We start from the raw sequence: 20,649 nt of genomic DNA, 5'->3' as shown, positions 1-20,649 counted from the left end.
AAAGCTTATTCAAACCTCATGTACACATCAAATCGATTTCAAATTTGACTTCATGGAATAATTAGAACCTTTGGAAAAAGAGTTTATTCAGCTCTGCTATTCTTTTTGTAATTTAAATTTTTACCACACCATCAACCAAATGAAAAAACATTACCTACCAATCCGGGCAGTAATTCTTTGCCTGGGATTAGCTTTTACAAGTCAAGAAATGGCTCATGGGCAAACCAAACCTGTTGATCCTTCTTTTTACAGCAGTTATTCATGGAGAAATATCGGTCCTGATCGAGGCGGCCGGTCTCTAGGTGCCTCAGGAAGTCCTGGCAGGAAAAACGAATATTATTTCGGAGCAACTGGTGGAGGGCTTTGGAAAACCATAGATGGAGGAAATGAATGGTTTCCTGTAACCGATGGAAAAATCACTTCTTCCAGTATCGGAGCTGTGGCAGTTGCAGAAACCAATCCTGATGTGGTTTACATTGGAGGAGGAGAAACTCAGTTGAGAGGCTCCATAACTCAAGGAGACGGAGTTTACAAAACCACTGATGGAGGAGAAACTTGGAGACATATTGGGCTAAAGGAAACTCAGGCTATTTCCAGAATCAGAGTTCATCCAACCAATCCGGATATTGTTTATGTAGCGGCTTTAGGTCATCCCTATGGAGAAAATGAAGAAAGAGGTGTTTTCCGATCAACTGATGGAGGGAATAACTGGGAGAAAGTATTGTATGTGAGTGATAAGGCTGGAGCAGCTGATCTAATCATTGACCGAACAAACCCAAAAGTGCTTTATGCTTCTACCTGGCAGGTGTATAGAAAAGCTTGGAAAATGTGGGGAGGCGGTCCAGATTCCAAACTTTGGAAATCAACTGACGGTGGGGATACTTGGACTGATTTGACTTCAAACCCAGGTATGCCAGAAGGACCAATCGGTAAAATCGGTGTAACGGTTTCTCCTGCTGATCCAAACCGGGTTTGGGCAATTGTAGAAGCAAATGAAGGTGGAGTTTTCAGGTCTGATGATGCCGGAATGACTTGGAAGAAAGTAAATGATGAAAGAAAACTCAGACAAAGGGCTTTCTATTATTCAAGAATTTATGCCGACCCAATCGATAAGAATACGGTTTACGGTTTGAATGTTGATTTTTGGAAATCCACTGATGGAGGTGAGACTTTTGATGTGGAAATTTCAGTTCCTCACGGGGATAACCATGATTTGTGGATTGATCCAAATGATCCTATGCGTATGATATCTTCCAATGATGGCGGAGGAGTAGTAAGTATCAATGGAGGAAAAACTTGGACAGAGGAAGATTATCCTACTTCCCAATTTTACCATGTAATGACTACTTCAGATGTTCCTTATCATGTAGCAGGTGCTCAGCAGGATAACAGTACTTTAGCGATGCCTTCTGAAGGATGGAGACATATGTTGGGTAGCGGTCCAGGTCATGGCTATCACTATGCTGTGGGCGGTGGAGAAAGCGGATGGATTACTCAAAGCCCAACAGATCCAGATGTGTTTTATGCTGGTTCACAAGGAGCATTATTAACCCGCTACAACCGTAAAACAGGACAGTACAGAGATATTCAAGTTTATCCAAGGTTCTTTTCTGGAGAACCGGCCTCTGCCCTACCAGAGCGTTGGCAATGGACATTCCCGATCATGTTCTCTCCATTGGATCCTTCCATCATGTACACCACTTCACAGCATGTCTGGAAAACAACTAATGACGGACAAACCTGGGAGAAAATAAGTCCAGATCTTACCTATGCTGATCCTAAAACTTTGGGCAAAACCGGCGGTGTGATTACCATGGATATGAATGGTCCTGAAATCTATGCTACTGTATTTGCTTTGGCACCTTCTGTTCATGATGTGAACACTATCTGGGCTGGATCAGATGATGGAAAAGTACATATTACACAAGATGGAGGGAAAAACTGGGTGGACATCACTCCTGCAGAGCTTCCTAAGTTCTCCAGAATCAGCATTATAGATGAGGGTAAATTTGCTCCGGGAACTTTGTATTTAGCAGCAAACCGCTACCAGGTTGATGACAGACAACCTTATGTTTTCAAAACCAAAGACTTTGGAAAAACCTGGACAAAGATCATTGATGGAATTGAAGACGGTCATTTTGCGAGAGCTATCCGAGAGGATCTTGAGAAGCCAGGACTATTGTATTTGGCAACTGAGCATGGGGTATATGTTTCATTCAACGATGGTGCTGAATGGCAATCCTTACAGTTGAATTTGCCGGATACTCCTATTCGTGATTTAGTGCTTAAAAACGATGATGTGGTTTTGGGTTCACATGGTAGAGGGTTCTGGATTTTAGATGATATCAGACCTTTGCGTGAAGCTGTGGAGGTTACTGAAAAAGATGAAGTGACTTTATTTAAGCCAGCAAATCCTATCAGAGGAGTTTACAATGCTGCAATCCAATACTATTTGCCAGAAGAAGCAGAATCTGTGACCATTGAAATCAAAGATGCAGCTGGTAATCTGATCAATACCTACACAGGAACAAAAGATAAGAAAGCCAGAAATGCTCCGGATCTTCAGAAAGGTTTAAACACGTTTACTTGGGATATGCGCTATCCAGGAGCAACTGTCTTTGATGGGATGATCATTTGGTCAGCTAGACCGCAAAGAGGTCCGATGGCACCTATTGGTGAATATCAGGTAACTTTAAAAACAGGCGAAGTTGTAAAAAATACCTCTTTCGAGTTGGAAATGGATCCTAATCTGGAAGGCGTGACGGCTGGGGATTTGCAAGAACAATTTGATTTGGCTCTTCAAATCAGGGATAAAGTTTCAGAAGCGAATGAAGCTGTTATTTTGATCAGAAATATCCGTGAGCAAGCAAAAGGGGTAAAAGCCAATAATAAAGCGAAGGCCCAAATCGATGCCATTTTAGAGAAAATGAAAGTGGTGGAAGAAGACTTGTACCAGGTTCAAAATCAATCTGGGCAGGATCCATTGAATTTCCCGATCAAACTGAATAATAGATTGGCTTCCTTGCAGCGAAGTGTGGAATCAGGTCAGGCTAAGCCAACCGATGCAGCTTATGTAGTTTTTGAAGAGCTATCAGCCGAATTGGAAGGTCACTTGGCGAAGTTGGATCAAATACTGGAAACTGATTTGAAAAACCTGAATGAAATCTTACCCAAGAAAATTACCTTGGATAAGAAGAAATAAATCTAGATAAGAGGCTGTCTCAAAAGTCTATATTATTGTCAGCCTGAGCGGAGTCGAAGGCTAAATAAAGCGAATTAGCTACATTTCGACTTCGCTCAATGTGGCAAAAAATAATTATGAGACAGCCTCTTTTTTTAAGTTAAAGAATGCGAGAATACCCTGAACTGGAAAAATTGAAGGCTTTTCAAAAAGCCCATGATATTAAGATTCAATTGTTGGGTGAAAGAGATGAGTTGCTTTTAGTGAACTTTGAATCCAATAAAGGATCATGTGAGCTCTACATTCAAGACGAAGGAGAAGATTACGATGAATCAAATCAAATCTTGTGTCTTTATTTGGTCTTAAAGTCACTGGAAGATTATAAGGATGAAACGGATTTCCTTGCTTGGTCAAATTTTTATGGTCTAGACGATTTTGATGTTTTTTGGCTGGATTATTACCGCAGTTTAGACAAAAGAGTATATGAGATAGAATTCCATTTTGGAAAAATAGACCCCTTTATCAATTCCTTTGATTATGAATTACGTGCTGGTGCTTTTCAAGAGTTAACAAAAAAATAAAGGCTTTTAAATTCTATTTAAATAGAACTAAAGCGAATATGTTGGAGTTGAACTACTATTATTTTTAAGTAGAAGCATTCAATATGAGAAAGCAATTTGGAGGTAAAATCACCAAGAAAGAAGAAGAGAAATTTCAGAAAATCAGCAATTGGGATGGAGAGAAATTTCAAAATCTAGAACCCACAAGCATGGATTTTAGCTTCCAAGCCCTTCCTAAATTTTTGTACAAGCAATTTTGTGAGAAGGAAGGTCGAGAGCCTGATGCCAAAATCCCAGTTCTTCCTTTTGACCTTGCAAAATTTTTAGAGCCTAGTCCAAAAGCTAAATTTATCTGGTATGGACATGCAGCATTATTAATTAGAATCAATGGAAAGACCATTTTGATTGACCCGATGCTAGGACCTGATGCCTCTCCTATTGCACCATTTTCTACAAAGAGATTTAGTGATGGCACATTGGATCTCATTGATCAGTTTCCTGAAATTGATTTGTTGCTCATGACGCATGATCATTACGATCATTTAGACTTGAAAAGCATGATGCTGCTCAAACCTAAAGTAAAGCAACTTTTTGTAGGGATGGGAGTTGGCAGGCATCTCAAGAAATGGGGATACGATGAAAACCTGATCAAAGAGTTTTCATGGTGGGAAAGTGAGGATTTTCAGGATTTGAAAATTACCTATACACCTACTCGCCATTTTTCAGGAAGAGGGATTTCAGACCGGGCAAAATCTCTTTGGGGTGGCTGGGTAATCAAAAGTCCGGATGAAAACCTATGGTTTAGTGGAGATGGAGGCTATGGAAAGCATTTTAAAGAGATTGGTGAAAAGTTGGGGCCCTTTGACTTTGCATGGATGGAGTGTGGTCAATACAATGAAAATTGGAAACTGATTCACATGTTTCCCGAGGAAAGTGTACAAGCAGGCATCGATGGAAAGGCAAAGCAAATCATGCCTTTTCATTGGGGTGGATTTGCCTTGGCTCAGCATCATTGGACAGAGCCAGTAGAGAAAATTGTTTCTGCTGCTGAAAAAGAATCCATTTCCTACATAGTTCCCAAACTAGGTGAATTGGTCAGTTTGGATCAGAATTTTGCCAATTCGTATTGGTGGAGAGAGTGAGATGTGTCTAAAAACTTAAATCCATTTATCATCGATTATAGCTCAGATTTCTCTCTTGTGTAATATTTGAGATTCTTTTAAACAAATTCAGCTGTTTCAGTTTTTTACAGGTGGTATGCAGATCTAAGTTAAAATACTTAACTTGATATTATTCAGATATTTAAATCAAGAGGTTATGAAAAATAAAATTTTACTTGCAAGTGCCTGTCTGCTGATAGCATCAGTGATGGCATTTACTTTTCGTTCTGAAGAGTTGCCTTTTGGCATGACAAAAGGAACTCCCGAGATTAAATCGATGACTTCTTTGGCCTTTGGGCCAGAGGGCGTGTTGTTTATAGGAGATTCAAAAGGAGCCTCGGTATATGCTTTAAATACAAAAGATACCGAATTGGTTACAGCTGCTCCTTCAGTATCCATTGAAGGAATTGATACCAAGCTTGCAGCTATGCTTGGTACCACTGTAGACAACGTCTCAATTTTGGATATTGCCGTAAACCCAAATTCCAAAAAGGTTTATATGGCAGTTCAATCTGCTGATGGAACGCCACTTTTAATGAAACTTGAAGGTGATTCTTTTGCTCCAGTTTCCTTGGAGAATGTAGAGTATGCATCTGTAGAGTTGAATAATTCTCCTGCAGAGGATGCAAAAGATAATAGAGGTCGTTCTCTAAGAATTTCATCTATTTCTGATTTGGGATATTCAGATGGGAAATTGTTGGTAAGTGGATTATCTAATCAGGAGTTTAGCTCCACCTTTAGAAGTATCCCCTTCCCTTTTACAGATGATCAGGACCATGCTTCTTTGGAGATCTTCCATGCAGCTCACGGCCGCTATGAGACAACTTCCCCAATCAAGACTTTTACTACTGCCGAAATCAATGGCAAATCATACTTGGTAGCAAGTTATACTTGCACTCCTTTGGTGCTATTCCCAATGGAAGAGTTAAAGTCAGGAAAGCACATCAAAGGTAGAACTATAGCAGAAATGGGGAGCGGAAATCAACCGTTGGATATTTTGAATGTAAAGAAGGATGGAAAGTCATACTTAGTAATGGCAAATTCAAACAGACCCGTTTTCAGAGTAAATTTCTCAGATATAGAAAATTTCGAGGGTTCCTTAACAGAACCTGTGAAAGACAATTTCGCCACAGAAGGAATTGATTTTGTTTCTATGCCTCTGACAAATGTGCAGCAATTGGATAAAATCGATGAGGGAACAATGATCATCCTTCAGAGAAAATCAAACGGTTCATTAGATCTTTGGTCCACAGATAAAGCTGATTATTTGCTTAGATAATGAAATGTTTTTCTCATAAAATCAGGTTATGCTCATTCCATAGCCTGATTTTTTTTGTTTTAGTCTTTTTAAATTCCTGCAGTCAAAACCAGGAGGATCAATTGATTATTGTTTGGGAGAATGACAAGGCAATTGGTCTTGAGATTCCAAAGCATATTTCAATGGAAAATCTGGAAGTAAGACTGCTTCAAGAAGGAGATCGAACTCCTATGCTTGGAAGTTTTGAGGAGACTGACAATGGGATGCTTTTTAAGCCGCTTATTCCATTTACCAGAGGTTTGAGTTATGAGCTTGTTTCAGGGGATAAGCAATTGGGACAAATCCTTATTCCATTTCCTAATATGGAAGATGCTACTCCCGAACTACAAGCAGTCTATCCCACTCAAGACACAGTTCCTGAAAACCTATTGAAGATTTATCTGACTTTCAGTCAACCTATGAAAGAAGGGGTTGCATTGAATTATTTGACCCTACTAAATTCTTATCGAGATACTGTTCCCGGTGTATTTTTGGATCTACAGCCAGAGCTTTGGAATGAATCAAGAACCCAACTTACTGTTTGGCTTGATCCAGGCCGAATCAAGAGAGATTTAATTCCAAACTTGGAAATGGGAGCTCCTTTGGAGAATAATCAAGGGTATGAATTGATGGTTTCTGAAGGTTGGAAAGCCCAGAATGGTTTAGAATTGGGTACTGGGTTTTCAAAAAGCTTTATTGTGACTCAGAGGGATAGCATTTCTCCAAATCCTGATCAATGGCATATCACAATACCCAAGGCAAATTCAAGAGATAAATTGAAAGTTGATTTTTTGGAGGCTTTAGATTACAGTTTGCTTCAAGAAGTATTCACTTTGCAGAGTGAAGATGGACAGGAAATTTCTGGAATTTGGGAACTCGGATCTGAAGAAAAGGCTATTACTTTTAGTCCAAATGATAATTGGAAAACTGGAAATTATTCGATTCAAATTGAGAGCCGGCTAGAAGATTTGGCTGGAAATAATCTCAATCGACTTTTTGAAGTGGATTTAGAACAGCCTCAAAATCAGAAGGAGTCAACAAAATTGAAAGAAGTAAGCTTTAATATAAATGACTTAAAATGATCTGAAAATAGTTTACTTTAATCGTTCTTGTAATTTTTTTATGCTAATTTATATTGGTATTTTACTAATATGTTTTACTAAAATTATTTTTATGAAAATTTTCAGAATTATTTCAATGATCTGTTTAAGTGGATTAGTCTTTTCTTGTCAAGAGACTGAAAATGTTGTAGATGAAAATCTTGGTTCTTTAGAAAGTGAAGAAATTGTTTTTAAAGGAAAAAAGTATGAGCCGCTAAATTTGAAGACGTATTCTCCTAATGCCAAAACGCAAGATTCTCCTTATGAGATTGAGCTTTATAGTGTGGAATACATCACACAAAAAGGCAGTGACCAAGTAGGTCAGACAATTATTTTTTCAGATAGAGGCTCTAAAAAGCTTAGTACAGATTTTTCACCTGTTGCAAAGCTTGCCTTAGATGGAAGCACAGATATTTCTTATTATGTTGATCAAATCTATCCTGGGTTAGACCTAGATTTAGCTACAAAAGAGGCAGCAATCGACAGAGCTGCTTCAACTTGGGCAAATGTAATTTGTTCTGATTTGGGGCTTTTTAAAGTTTCCGCAGTACCTCTTCCAATTGGAGTGATTGGTGCTTTTGAAGGATATAATTATATCCCAGGGTATATTGCAGATGTTAATCATGCTGGCTGGTTGCCACCGGCATTTTTTGACGAAATTACTACAAATGGGGGGCAATTCATTTTGGGAGCAACTTTTACATTGATTTTAACCTCAAACGGTCAACCAATAGATACAAATGGAGATGGCAAAATAGACGTAGCATTTAGGGAGATTTACTATAATGACAATTTCATTTGGGGAGATAATGATGAAGATGTAGCGAGTTTTACTGCTGTAGATGTTGAATCAATAGCTTTACATGAAATGGGACATGGATTGAGTCAAGCACATTTTGGAAAAGCTTTTGTATCTAATAAAGGTGAATTGGTTTTTTCACCACAAGCTGTCATGAATGCTGGTTATTTTGGAGGATATCAAGCTGATCTAAAAGCTACAGATGAAGCTGGTCATTGTAGTATTTGGAGTAATTGGTCAAATAAATAACTCAATAAAAAGCCTCTGATTTTTCAGGGGCTTTTTTATTCCAGCTCCTCTACCCTTCCCTCATAGTCAAATTGTAAGTCTTCATGAAGGCCGGCAATGAGTTTTTGGATTTTGGCAACTTGGGTTTTGTAAAGATTGTCAATCACTAGATTGCCATGCTTGAGAAATCCATACTCTTTCATTCTTTCACAGAAAAAAATCAATACCTCAATCTGATCAGTTTTCTCCTTACTCAACTTAAGGAGCTTGTTCATTTTACGACGGATCTTTTGAGCAGATTTTTTGGCGTAATAGGAATGGTTCCCTCTAGCATTTTGAAACTCCAACTCCAAATCCTCCTGAACCATTTGTACATAAAGCCCTGGCTGATCTCTACCATATAGTTTAAAAAACAAGTAAGCTTTGTTGTCTCGACTGAACTTACTTAAGTCCACAATATATTCTCTGAGTTCTTTTTCATTCAGATAGCTCAATTCTCTTTTTATTTCAGCGAGACTCGGTATTTGCATTCAATTTTTAATTTAATAGCTCGAATATATAAATGGTCAACATTCCCCAGGCTGTTCCAGTGACCATGCTCAAAATTGCCAATAAAACCGCATGTGGCATCAAATCCTTTCGAAAAGCCGCTGTTACAGCCGGAGCGGTAGAAATCCCTCCAAGATTTGCCATAGAGGCTATGGGCACCCAAACTAAGTTTAATTTGAGGATTTTTGCACAGATAATCATTCCAATAAAATGGAATATCAACCATATGATGACCAATAGAATAAATACCATAGGAAGGCTTAGATTGCTAAAGTCAAGCCTTAAACCAAGAATGGCCATGACCAAAACAATGCAAATCCCACCTAATTGAAGTGAAAAGCGTGTGTTCCACAGCTTGATCAGGTTTCCTAATAATAAGCCGATGATAGATAAGCTAATGACCATTCCAAGGAATGAAATGTTTAAAAAATACACGATACTGGCAATTGCAAGGAAAATCAAGAGAGTAACTAAAGGAAGAATATTTGTTCTGCTTGCCTTAATTTCAACTTCAGATTGATCTGGGATAGGATCATTTATTCCAATGAGTACATTCAAAACCTCAGCTTTTTTAATGAATTGAAACATGAGGATGGTCCATATATTGACCAGAATGTTATCCAGTACCAATACAGAAAGAAATAGAGATTCCGGTGTTTGGGCCAATTCCTTCAAAATCAATTGACTTGTACTTCCTCCTATCCAACCTCCAACAATAGGTACTAATCCTTTCCAATATCCTCGCCCAATTAATAAATCTGATGATTGTGGGTCTATAGATGAAAAGAGAAGAACTAACAAAATTGGGAGAATGGCGATTACTGCAGATCCTACAAAAAAGAGAATCAAAGGCCTAATTCCAACAATTGCTAATTGCCTTAAGGGTAAAGCGCTCATCACAGCCAAAAGAGTGACAGGAATGATCCAATTTCTACTTAATCCATGTAGGAAAACCTCGGATAGATCCCAAGAAAACAAATGGGTAAAAGCAGCAGGAATTACATAAGCGAAAAGTATAGCAGGAAACCAATCAAGAATTTTTTGAACAATCCTATGCTTAACCTTACTGATTTTGAGAACAAAAAACACAGTCAGAAGCACAATGGCTGCTGCGATATAATCAGAAGAGCTGATCATTTAAAGGACTGCGTAAGGATTCCCAGACAAGTTTGTATTCCCTCTAAGTAATTTCCGATTCTGATGTTTTCATTTGGTCCGTGGATGTTATTATCTGGATTTGGAATCCTAACAGACACCGCTGGCACTTCCAATATATTGATAAATGGTGCCATAGGTTGAGAACCTCCAGTCAGTCGGGTTTTGATATAATCATCTCCAAAAACAACTGACATTCCCTCTTCCAACCAATGTCCAAAATCCGATTCCATTTCTGCTCTAAATGGTTCCGAACCAATTCTATAATCAAATGAAATCAATTTGGGGTACTTACTTCTTTCTTCATCAGTTGGATTTTCTGAAACGATATGAAATCCTTGTTCCTCTATGAAATTCCGAACCAAAGCAACTTGTCTTTCAGCAGGTGTTTCTTTGACAGTCCGCATATCAATTTCAATAATAGCTTCAGAAGGAATGATGGTTCGTACCTCATTTTCTACCCAAGCTGCCTTCATACCTCGGATGTTCAAAGAAGGATATTGCATCGCTTCCTGGTAGCTATTTCCCACTTTTTCAGCTGCAGCGATACCCAATTCGGATTGGATTTGTTCAAAGCTTTCTGGGACAGCATCCATTGCCTTATTATCAGTTTCAGTAAAGTTCACTCCTTCGTAGAATCCCGGAATTAACACTTTTCCGGATTCGTCCTTCATTGAAGCAAGGAGTCTTGACGCGATAAATACCGGATTCGGTGCAAAGTTACCGTATTGGCCGCTGTGTAGGTTTTCTTTTGCACCAAAGACCTTGAGAGTGATAGTTGCGATTCCTCTTGCTCCAAAAGCCAAATTGGGAAGGTTGGAGAAATGGCGGGTTCCATCCATGATCAAAATTCCATCTGATGCAAAAAGATCCTTGTTTTGTGCTACAACATCTGCAAGCTCTGGCGAACTCATTTCTTCTTGAAAATCCAGAATAAACTTCAGGTTTACCGCAGGTTCTTCTCCTCTCCTTTTCAAAATCTCCAATGCACTAAATAGAGCCATAGTTGGACCTTTGGAATCAGAGGCAGAGCGAGCAAAAATCTTCCATTCTGGATCGATCGGACCTTCTAAAAAATTCCAGTTTAATTCTTCCCAAGAATCACCTTCCTGCATCTTTAGGGCTGGGATGTACGGACTTTCCTGATTCCAGGCAGAGGAATCTACCGGTTGCCCATCAATTTGCATGTAAATCAAGATGGTTTTCTTTTTTGGGTCAATTTTACCTGAAGCATATAAATGAGGAACAGATCCAGCTTTCAAAACTTTGGTCTGATAACCCAAGGAATTTAATTTCTCCTGACACCAATCCAAGTTGGCCTCGATGTCATTCATTGATAAGCCATTGTTTGGGATGCTTAAATATTCCTTAAAAGTGATTAAAGAAGATCTAAGCTCCATTTCAGATTCTTGAATGATTTGCTCCCGAGTCAATTGGGCGGAAAGATTATGGGCAAAAATGACTGTAAATAGGATAAGAAGGGAAAGGTGTTTTGGTTTCATGCTTCCTTGAATCAAAAAGGAAGATAGCACAATTCGAAAAATGGTTTCAGGATTTTTTTAAGCTTAAGCTCATGGAAGAGAAAAATTTCATTCACAGAGCCGCTGAGAGCAAAGGATTTATTCGAGTTTATAGAAGCTATTTCTTATGAAATTCAAACCATTTTTGGCTTTCGGGATTAAATCTTTGAAATTGAAAAAATGCTGCCTTAATTTAAGTCAAACAGAAAACCTAAAATGAAAGAGTTTCAATCCATCATTCAAGCCTATGATTTGTATCAAAGTCAAGGAAAATCGATCGCCTTGGCTACAGTGGTGCATGTAAATGGCTCTGCTTATCGAAGACCTGGTGCGAGAATGCTGGTAACAGAAGATGGAATTCTTACTGGGGCGATAAGTGGTGGTTGCTTGGAGGGAGATGCGTTGCGCAAAGCTCAATCAGTCATTTTTCAGCAAAAATCCATGCTTGTCACCTACGATACTACTGATGAAGATGATCAAAAATTTGGAGTGGGCTTAGGCTGTAATGGGATCATCCAGGTTTTGATAGAACCGATTGATTACGAGAATGAAAACAATGCGGTCAATCTTTTGAAAAAGGCCACATCCAATCGTGAACTGGGATATTTAATCACTGTTTTCTCAATCCAAAATTCAAAATCACCTCAAATAGGAACGGTCTTATTATCGAAACCTTCAGGCTTAATCGGATTGGAAAGCAATGTTGGCGATGATTTATTGAAACACATTTCAGATCAATTACAAGAGCTGAATTTTTCTGGAAGTTTGATTAAAAATTATCCTGAATTTGAGGTGGAGGTTTTCTTCGAATTAATCAAGCCAATCACAAGAGTTTTACTTTTTGGTGCGGGAAACGATACCGTTCCACTTTCTCAGTTAGCTGCTATTTTGGGGTTTGAGGTAGTATTGATCGATGGCAGAGCTAACCATGCCACCAAGGCCAGGTTTCCAAAAGTCAAAGAAATCATCGTAGCAACAGCTGATGAAGCAGTTTCTAAACTAGAAATTGATGATCAGACAGTTGCGCTTTTGATGACGCATAACTTTGAATATGAGTGTTTGGTTTTGGAGCAACTGATCCAGCATTCTCTTCCTTACATTGGAATATTGGGACCTAAAAAGAAATCTGAAAAGATGATTCAGAGACTCGAAAATAAAGGTTTATCCATAAAAAAAGATAACCTTTATTCCCCCATGGGACTCGATATAGGTGCAGAAGGTTCTGAAGAAATAGCTTTATCGGTCCTAGCAGAGATCAAAGCGGTCTTGGCAAGGAAAACCGGGACTTTTTTACGAGAAAAAGATGGTCCCATCCATCAAGAAATCATATGAGCCAACCAAGGACAGGAATTATCATTTTAGCAGCTGGAGATTCTTCCAGATTGGGATATCCAAAGCAAATTGCGCGATACAAGGACAAAACCCTCTTACAATTAGCTATTGACGCAGCCAATGGTTCCAAAGCTGATAAAAAAGTCTTGGTTTTGGGTGCGTTTAAAGATGAGATAAAAAAGACTTTTTCAGGAGCTAGCATTCCAAACATCCCAAATCCAAATTGGGAAAAAGGCATGGCTTCTACCTTGGTTAAAGGTTTGGAATACCTTCAAAAAATCGACCCGGTTGATCAGGTTATTGTCATGCTTTGCGATCAGCCTTTTGTAGATTCTAAAATCCTTAATAAACTAATCAGTATCCAGGCAAAAACCGGTAAAGGCATTGTCGCCTGCGAATATTCTAAAACCTTTGGAGTTCCAATTCTTTTTGGGAAGGATTACTTCGATAAACTGGTGGAATTAACTGGTGATGAGGGTGCTAAGAAAATTGCCATGGCCCATCAGGATGATATGGAATTGGTTTCTTTCCCAAAAGGAAAAACTGATGTGGATACAGAAGCGGATTTGAGAGATTTGAATCTATAGGTTTTTGCTTTTTTAAAGAATAAAAATCCTAAGATCGTAAAGCGTTTACAACTTTTTTCACCCAATCCACTGTATCCAAAATATCTTGTTCGCTAGTGTTTTTGCCCAAACTAAACCGTATCGAAGATCTACCCAAATCAGAATCCAAACCCATAGCTTGTAGCACATGGGATGGTTTGGGAGAGATGCTAGTGCAGGCCGAGCCGGAACTCACAGCGACCTTTTGACAGATTTTTCGAAGAAGCTCCTCTCCTTCTACTCCTTCAAAAGCAATATTACTCACATGTGGTAATCTGTTATTTTGACTTCCATTCAGTTTTGTGCCTGGGATTTGTAAAATACTCTCTTCCAGTTGGTTTCGAAGTAAGGCTAACCTGGATAATTCAGATTCCATTTCTTTCAATTTTACCTCGGCAGCTTTCCCCATTCCCACAATGCCCGGCACATTCAAGGTTCCAGATCGGAAACCCTTTTCATGCCCTCCACCATGGATTTGTGGAATCGGTTTGGGTAATGGATTATTGTGTCTGATATATAATGCCCCTACTCCTTTTGGGCCATAAAACTTATGTGCTGAAATAACCATCAGGTGTATCCCTTGAGTTGAAATAGGTATTTTACCGGCTGCTTGAACTGCATCAGTAAAGAAAATTATCCCCATCTCTTCCGAAATTTTAGATATTTCTCCAATGGGATGGATTACCCCCGTTTCGTTATTTGCCCACATCAGGGCGATCATTTTTGTTTCTGGGATGATTGCCGCACGAAGCAAATCTAAATTCAGACTACCATCATCATTAACAGGCAAATAGGTAACCGCAGCTCCTCTTTTCTCAAGCTCCTGAAAACAATCCAAAACAGCTTTATGCTCTGTTTGGCAGGTGATATAATGTTGCTTTTCTCCTTTATAAATATCAAAAACGCCCTTGATAGCTAGATTAATGGCTTCGGTGGCACCGGATGTAAAGATTATTTCTTTGGAATTAGCTCCTATCAGTTTGGCAACTTTCTCCCTAGCCAAAGCCACCGCATCTTCAGCAACCCAACCATAAGGATGACTTTTGCTGGCAGCATTTCCAAAATGCTCTCCAAACCAAGGAATCATTTCTTGTACAACTTCTGGAGCACAAGGAGTCGTCGCGTTATAATCAAGGTAAATTGGGTAATTCATAGCATCAAAGTAAAAGTTAAATAAGACATTAAAAAGGCTTTTTATCTGGATAGATTTTTACTTCCTCCAAGTGTGGGCTCTAAAAATTGTTATTTTTGAAAATGCAGATAACTTGGGAACTAGACCTGAAGAAAAGTACTAAGAATGCTCCAAGTGAGCAGTTAACTGATATTTTGTCCAGTGAATCCAAGGAATTGGGAATCTTCCTTTCTTATTATTTCAAAAAAGATGGTGCTGTGGCAGAAAATGTAAGTTTGGTTGATACTCCCAACTTTGAAAATGAGAATTCTGGGAAACTTCGATTAGCATTTGATCTGGTTTACTTTAATGCCTGTTTAGCTATCCATGAGCAAAACAGGGAATCCATTTTGATAGACTTTAATATCGATGAAAAAGATGGGAATCTGATTTTAAAAGGACCTGATTGGCCTGATAGAGGATTGGATGATATTTAAGAAAGTTTCAATTCCTACTCGAAAATAAAAAAGGTGTCAATCGAAACTGACACCTTTTATTGTTTTAGAACTAATAGAATTAAGCCCTTCTAATTTCAAGTTTGATATCCTGAAATTCTTTTTGTTCGATGAAAGGCTGTGATCTAAGTCTTCTTTCAGTCGCTTTGTAAATAGCATTTGCTACAGCACCTCCCGTAGGTGGCAATGCTGGTTCGCCCAAACCAGTTGGATCGAAACCACTGTCAACATAATGCACATCTACCTGAGGAACTTCCTTCATTCGGATCAAGCGATATTTATCAAAGTTCTTTTGAATTGGTAGACCTGCTTCGAAAGTTAAGTTACCGTACATGGCATGTCCCATTCCATCAACGATTCCACCTCTAACTTGATGATTCGCACCTGTTGGGTTGATGACCATACCACAATCTGTGGCAGCAGTGATTTTCTTCAATACAGGTGATCCATTTTCCATCACAATATCTGCTACCTGAGCTACATAAGTTCTGTGAGAGAAATAGACGGAGAATCCTTGACTGACATTTGGATCTTTTCCCCAGTTTGACTTTTCTGCTGCGGTTTTTATCACTCCAATCATTCGATCTGCATCGTATCCAAGTTCACCTCCTACTGGATTTGCTTTGGCTTTTTCCAAAAGATTTAATCGGAATTCAACTGGATCTTTTTTAGCTGCTATAGCCACTTCATCCAAGAAGGACTGCTCTGCATAAGCCAAGAAATTGGTGATCGGGGCTCTCCATGGATTCGTAGTTATTGGAGACTTATGATCGATGCTTTCAATCAATACATTATCAACTGCCCCAGATGGGAAGTTATCCTGACGTGTACTATTTCCAGCATTGATCCCTGCACCTTTCAGTTTGTATCCGACCATATTGCCTTCTGCATCCAGAGCTGCTTCAAACCTATATCTAACAGCAGGTCTATAAGCTCCACCGGTGATATCATCTTCTCTGCTCCAGGTTACTTTCACAGGAGCATTGATCATTTTACTCACTTTTACAGCCTCTTCCACATAATCGGCACGAAGTCTTCTTCCGAATCCGCCTCCTAGACGAGTGATTTCAACTGTTATATTTTCCTTCGGAATTCCAAGAATTTCTGCTGCAGCGGATGCTGCTCTATCTGGAGTTTGGGTAGGTCCAATGAGTTCCGCAGAATTCTCTTTGACATGTGCAAAGAAGTTCATCGGTTCCATTGGAGAATGTGAAAGGAACGGGCATTGGTATTCGGCTGCGACGACTTGAGCGGCATTTTTAAAAGCCATCTCTACATTTCCATCTCTTCTTCTTTCCTCAGCTTTTCCATTGTCTAACATTTCTCTGAACAATCTGTCATGATCACTGGTACTTTCTACCAAGCCATCAGCTTCATATTCTACTTTCAATAACTTTTTGGCTTTCATCAAAGGCCATGTAGAATTACCGATGATGGCTACACTATTATCAAAAGTCAAAACATCCGAGATGCCTGCTACAGCTCTAGTTGCTGAATCGTCTACAGATTTGATTTTCATTCCAAAAGGAGGACGCTGGATCATGGCATGCATCATTCCTTCACGGTAGAAATCCAATCCGAAAAGTGGTTTTCCAGTAAAAATCGCAGCATTCTCTACGTTTTTCACAGGAGTACCAATGATTTTGAAATCCTTCTTATCCTTGAAAGTTACCTCTTCCGGTGCTTCCAGCATGGATGCCGCAGTGGCCATGTCTCCATAACTGGCTTCTTTACCACTTCCTTTGTGATAAATCATACCGGCATCAGTGGTAATTTCTGCTGCTGGTACTCCCCATTCTTTAGCAGCAGCTGCCACTAATAAATAGCGAGCAGTAGCTCCTGCCTTTCTTAGTCTTTCCCAAGAATGCGGCATGGCTCCAGAACCGCCAGTTAACTGACGATCAAATTTTTCAGTATCCAGATTTGCTTGAATAACTCTTACCCTCTTCCAATCGGCATCTAGCTCTTCTGCCACAACCATTGGAAAAGAAGTTTTGATGTTCTGACCCAATTCAGGATTTGGAGAATAAATTACCACATCACCACTTGGGGATATTGATAGATATGCATTGAAGTTCTTTGCTTGAGCAAGAATTTCTTCATTTGTCAAAACTTCCATTTTTGGAGAATCACATGCCAGCCAATTAAAGCCGATAAATAATCCACCAGCAGTAGTACCTGCTATTTTCAGGAAGTCTCTTCTATTTGTTTTTGTAAGTGTTCCCATGGTTTTTAGATTTTAGCGGCTTTAGCTACGGCTTCTCTTATCTTATGGTAAGTTCCACAGCGACAAATATTTCTATTCATCGCATTTTCGATTTCTTCCATACTAGGAGATGGATTTTTATCCAAAAATGCCGCTGCGTTCATGATTTGCCCTGCTTGGCAGTAGCCGCATTGTGCCACATCTATTTCTTCCCAAGCTTTTTGAACTGGATGGTCTCCATCTTCAGAAAGTCCTTCTATGGTGGTTACTTCATCAGAAGATGCCAGACTGGAAACAGGCATACTACACGAAAATATTGCCTCTCCATTGAGATGTACTGTGCAAGCTCCGCACTGAGCGATACCGCAAGAATACTTGGTTCCCACCAATCCTAGATGATCCCGAAGTACCCAAAGTAGTGGTGTATCTTCTTCTACATCAACGGAATGGGTTCTTCCATTAATTTTAAGGTTTAAAGTTGCCATGGTTCATTTATGTTAGGGTATTAAGTTAAAGAAAATCAAAAGCTAAAGGAAACCATTTGTGGAATTCTCTAGCTAGGCCTTATTCTGATTATGAAATAGTTTTAAAGGGTGTTTTGTTTTTAGCTTTGGAAGCTTGCGTTTCAAAGTCGAAAAATAGCTGCTAAAATTGAATCATTAACTGCACCTTTTTCTAGATTTTAAAGTTTAAATAATTCCTAATCACTCACCCCAATCCACATACTCCAGATTTATTTTGCTGAAAATATTAAAGTACCTCTTTGTCATACTTGTTTCCCTTGCGGGAATTCTGGTTTTAATAGGTGTCCTGTTTGTAAATCTAAGCCCACAATTTGGAGCGGATCCAGATGAGGCAAAAAAGGCTGCTTTTGAAAAACTAGATCATTATTCCAATGGTGAGTTTCGCAACCTAATGCCTACCTCCATGGATATGGATATTGGTAAGGCCGTTAAAATGCTGCCAGAGTTTTTCAAAAATGATCCTACTCGAGTACCTGATTTCGAAATTCCTGTTGTCAAAGTTGATTCATTGGATTTGGTCAACAAGAACCTCCCTACTCGCTTGATTTGGTTCGGACATTCGGCTTTTCTCCTTCAAATCGACGGTAAAAATATACTACTGGATCCTATGTTTGGGGATGTCCCTGCGCCTCATCCTTTGTTGGGAAAAGGAAGATTTAGCAAAGAATTACCAATAGAAATCGAGCAACTTCCTCAAATCGACATGGTTCTGTTTTCTCATGACCATTATGATCATTTGGATTATGAATCGGTGATCCGTTTGATGGAAAAGACAAAAGCCTTCTATGTTCCATTAGGAGTTGGATCGCATCTCGAATCTTGGGGGATTGAATCTTCTAAAATTCACGAGCTTGACTGGTGGGAAGAACAGCAAGTTGATGATATTTTTTTGGCATTTGCTCCATCCAGACATTTCTCTGGGAGAGGTTTAAATAATAGATTTTCGACTTTATGGGGCTCTTGGATCATCAAAGGAGAAACGAAGAATATTTACTTCAGTGGTGATGGCGGCTATGGTCCTCATTTCAATGAAATAGGCGAAAAATATGGTCCATTTGATTTTGCCATGATGGAATGTGGTCAGTATAATGAGCGATGGAAGGAAATCCATATGATGCCAGAAGAGACTGCACAGGCTGGTAAGGATATTAAGGCAAATGTCATCATGCCTATTCATTGGGCTGCTTTTTCATTGGCTATGCACTCTTGGACTGATCCTGTAGAAAGGGTTTTAATAAAAGCAAAGGAGATAGATCAAGCGATTTATGTTCCTAAGATCGGCTCATTTATAGATTTGGAAGGAAATCTCAGTTCTACAGAAAAATGGTGGATTAAGCCTTGATTTTTGCGAATCTTATTGATTTTCAATGATAAAAGGGGAGTTTTTTAAACAATTTACCTCGCAAAAGCCTTTGACGACTGATTTTATTGCGAAAATGAAAAAATACTCATGCCTTACTTTTGAAGCATTTTTCCTAATTTGACATTTTAAATAAATATTTAAATAACCTACTTAACCTATGTCCCAGACAGTAAAAGCTGCCATTGTGGGAACCGGATTTATCGGTCCTGCTCATTTGGAAGCACTTAGAAGAATCCCTAATGTAGAAGTAGTTGCTTTGGTTGAAGTCAATCAGGCATTGGCAGATGAAAAAGCAAAGGTTCTTGGAATTCCGAATGCCTATACTTTTGAAGCCATGCTACAACAACCAGAAATTGATGTTGTGCATATCTGTACTCCAAATTTCCTTCACTATCCTCAGGCTAAAGCTGTATTGGAAGCTGGAAAGCATGTGATTTGCGAAAAGCCATTAGCAGTAAAAATAGATGAGGCAGAAGAGCTGGTAAAAATTGCAAAAGAAAAAGGATTGGTGAATGCCGTTCACTTCAATCTGAGATATTACCCGATGGTCAGACAAATGAAAACCATGAGGGAAAAAGGAGAGCTAGGAGAAGTTTATTCCGTAATGGGATCTTACCTACAAGATTGGCTTTTCCTTCAGACAGATTACAACTGGAGATTAGAGCCAGACAAATCTGGTGACAGCAGAGCTATTGCTGATATCGGTTCCCACCTTTTGGATATCACTGAATATGTAACTGGTTTGAAAATCACAGAAGTAATGGCTGATTTTTCGACTGTTCATAAAACTCGATTGAAGCCATTGAAAGCCATAGAAACTTATTCTGGTGATAAGTTGGATATGTCTGATTACCAAGAAGTTCCTATCAATACCGAAGACCATGCAACAGTACTTTTGCGTTTTGATAATGGCAGCAAAGGTTCGATTACTGTATCTCAAGTGAATGCCGGCCGTAAAAACAGACTGAATGTTGAAATCGCTGGTTCTAAATCCAATTTTGAATTCAATTCAGAAAAGCCAAACGAACTTTGGATCGGTAAACGCGAGACTGCCAATAGTGTATTGATGAAAGATCCAGGTCTTTTCCACCCTGAGGCTGCTGCTTTGATTTCATTCCCAGGCGGACACAACGAAGGTTTCCCGGATACTTCCAAGCAGATGTTTAAGGAAGTTTATGCTGCGGTAAGAGAAGGAAAGCAACCTGAAAAAGCTTCATTCCCAACTTTTGCTGATGGATTGCGTGAATTGATCATCGGAGAGAGAATTGTGGAAAGTAACAAAAAGCAGGCTTGGGTGAAGATTTAAAATACCTGTAAATGCGCATCTCAAAAATGTGAAATGGCAGTTTTAGGCAGGATTAAAAGTTATCAGTTTGCTTCTTAGCATATTGTTAAAAATCAAAAAGTCAGTTTAGAGACATTTGTTTATCAATAAATTCTGTAT

The 20,649-nt window shown here is 39.0% G+C and carries 17 protein-coding genes; 11 read left to right on the top strand and 6 right to left on the bottom strand.

What is annotated here, in order from left to right; genetic code table 11:
- Positions 1-139: 139 nt before the first annotated feature.
- The 6 genes from J0A69_RS15045 (at position 140) to J0A69_RS15020 (ending at position 8,346) form a co-directional block, all read left to right on the top strand.
- On the top strand, positions 140-3,202 hold the full coding sequence (locus J0A69_RS15045; RefSeq protein ID WP_206587429.1) for a VPS10 domain-containing protein: 3,063 nt from the start codon (positions 140-142) through the stop codon (positions 3,200-3,202).
- 146 nt (positions 3,203-3,348) lie between these two features.
- On the top strand, positions 3,349-3,762 hold the full coding sequence (locus tag J0A69_RS15040; RefSeq protein ID WP_206587428.1) for a hypothetical protein: 414 nt from the start codon (positions 3,349-3,351) through the stop codon (positions 3,760-3,762).
- 83 nt (positions 3,763-3,845) lie between these two features.
- Positions 3,846-4,883: an MBL fold metallo-hydrolase gene (locus tag J0A69_RS15035; RefSeq protein WP_206587427.1), complete on the top strand. Its 1,038-nt coding sequence runs from the start codon at positions 3,846-3,848 to the stop codon at positions 4,881-4,883.
- Between the two features lie 175 nt (positions 4,884-5,058).
- Positions 5,059-6,180 (top strand): hypothetical protein, encoded by a 1,122-nt coding sequence (locus J0A69_RS15030; RefSeq protein ID WP_206587426.1) that lies wholly within the window; start codon positions 5,059-5,061, stop codon positions 6,178-6,180.
- A gap of 101 nt (positions 6,181-6,281) precedes the next feature.
- Positions 6,282-7,280, top strand: a complete 999-nt coding sequence (locus tag J0A69_RS15025) for an Ig-like domain-containing protein (protein ID WP_236032890.1) — start codon at positions 6,282-6,284, stop codon at positions 7,278-7,280.
- A gap of 40 nt (positions 7,281-7,320) precedes the next feature.
- The gene (locus J0A69_RS15020; RefSeq protein WP_206587424.1) at positions 7,321-8,346 is read left to right on the top strand and encodes a hypothetical protein; all 1,026 of its coding nucleotides are present in this window, start codon (positions 7,321-7,323) and stop codon (positions 8,344-8,346) included.
- A gap of 35 nt (positions 8,347-8,381) precedes the next feature.
- Here the strand turns inward: J0A69_RS15020 and J0A69_RS15015 are convergent, their stop codons facing one another.
- From J0A69_RS15015 to J0A69_RS15005, 3 genes are read right to left on the bottom strand one after another with little or no spacing between them, the layout of a single operon-like run.
- Positions 8,382-8,855, bottom strand: a complete 474-nt coding sequence (locus J0A69_RS15015; RefSeq protein WP_206587423.1) for a hypothetical protein — start codon at positions 8,853-8,855, stop codon at positions 8,382-8,384.
- A gap of 7 nt (positions 8,856-8,862) precedes the next feature.
- Positions 8,863-10,011: a DUF819 family protein gene (locus J0A69_RS15010; RefSeq protein ID WP_206587422.1), complete on the bottom strand. Its 1,149-nt coding sequence runs from the start codon at positions 10,009-10,011 to the stop codon at positions 8,863-8,865.
- Positions 10,008-11,531 (bottom strand): M20/M25/M40 family metallo-hydrolase, encoded by a 1,524-nt coding sequence (locus J0A69_RS15005; RefSeq protein WP_206587421.1) that lies wholly within the window; start codon positions 11,529-11,531, stop codon positions 10,008-10,010. The genes J0A69_RS15010 and J0A69_RS15005 overlap by 4 nt, the downstream gene beginning before the upstream one ends.
- 234 nt (positions 11,532-11,765) lie before the next feature.
- Between J0A69_RS15005 and J0A69_RS15000 the strand changes: the two genes are divergently transcribed.
- Both J0A69_RS15000 and J0A69_RS14995 read left to right on the top strand, forming a co-directional pair.
- Entirely contained in the window at positions 11,766-12,881 is a 1,116-nt protein-coding gene (locus J0A69_RS15000) for an XdhC family protein (RefSeq protein WP_206587420.1), read from the top strand.
- The gene (locus tag J0A69_RS14995) at positions 12,878-13,468 is read left to right on the top strand and encodes a nucleotidyltransferase family protein (protein WP_206587419.1); all 591 of its coding nucleotides are present in this window, start codon (positions 12,878-12,880) and stop codon (positions 13,466-13,468) included. Before J0A69_RS15000 ends, J0A69_RS14995 begins: the two co-directional genes overlap by 4 nt.
- Positions 13,469-13,496: 28 nt before the next feature.
- Here J0A69_RS14995 and J0A69_RS14990 read toward each other — a convergent pair whose 3' ends face one another.
- The gene (locus tag J0A69_RS14990; RefSeq protein ID WP_206587418.1) at positions 13,497-14,639 is read right to left on the bottom strand and encodes a cysteine desulfurase family protein; all 1,143 of its coding nucleotides are present in this window, start codon (positions 14,637-14,639) and stop codon (positions 13,497-13,499) included.
- A gap of 101 nt (positions 14,640-14,740) precedes the next feature.
- On the opposite strand from J0A69_RS14990, the gene J0A69_RS14985 reads away from it, so the two are divergent.
- On the top strand, positions 14,741-15,094 hold the full coding sequence (locus J0A69_RS14985; RefSeq protein WP_206587687.1) for a hypothetical protein: 354 nt from the start codon (positions 14,741-14,743) through the stop codon (positions 15,092-15,094).
- 79 nt (positions 15,095-15,173) lie between these two features.
- On the opposite strand, the gene J0A69_RS14980 is transcribed toward J0A69_RS14985, so the two are convergent.
- Together J0A69_RS14980 and J0A69_RS14975 are read right to left on the bottom strand one after the other, a co-directional pair.
- Positions 15,174-17,339 carry a xanthine dehydrogenase family protein molybdopterin-binding subunit gene (locus J0A69_RS14980; protein WP_206587417.1) on the bottom strand — a complete coding sequence of 722 codons (2,166 nt, stop codon included), beginning with the start codon at positions 17,337-17,339 and terminating at the stop codon, positions 15,174-15,176.
- Between the two features lie 5 nt (positions 17,340-17,344).
- Positions 17,345-17,803, bottom strand: coding sequence for a (2Fe-2S)-binding protein (locus J0A69_RS14975; protein WP_206587416.1), 459 nt, complete (start codon positions 17,801-17,803; stop codon positions 17,345-17,347).
- A gap of 253 nt (positions 17,804-18,056) precedes the next feature.
- Between J0A69_RS14975 and J0A69_RS14970 the strand changes: the two genes are divergently transcribed.
- Complete coding sequence (locus tag J0A69_RS14970; protein WP_236032889.1) at positions 18,057-19,184, top strand: MBL fold metallo-hydrolase; 1,128 nt, start codon at positions 18,057-18,059, stop codon at positions 19,182-19,184.
- 178 nt (positions 19,185-19,362) lie between these two features.
- Positions 19,363-20,511, top strand: a complete 1,149-nt coding sequence (locus J0A69_RS14965; protein WP_206587415.1) for a Gfo/Idh/MocA family protein — start codon at positions 19,363-19,365, stop codon at positions 20,509-20,511.
- Positions 20,512-20,649: the final 138 nt, after the last annotated feature.

Origin of the sequence: Algoriphagus pacificus, assembly GCF_017254845.1 — a bacterium.
Taxonomy (GTDB): Bacteria; Bacteroidota; Bacteroidia; order Cytophagales; family Cyclobacteriaceae; genus Algoriphagus; species Algoriphagus pacificus.
Note: the sequence above shows the minus strand (reverse complement) of the source record. Positions and strands in the feature narration are given on the sequence as shown.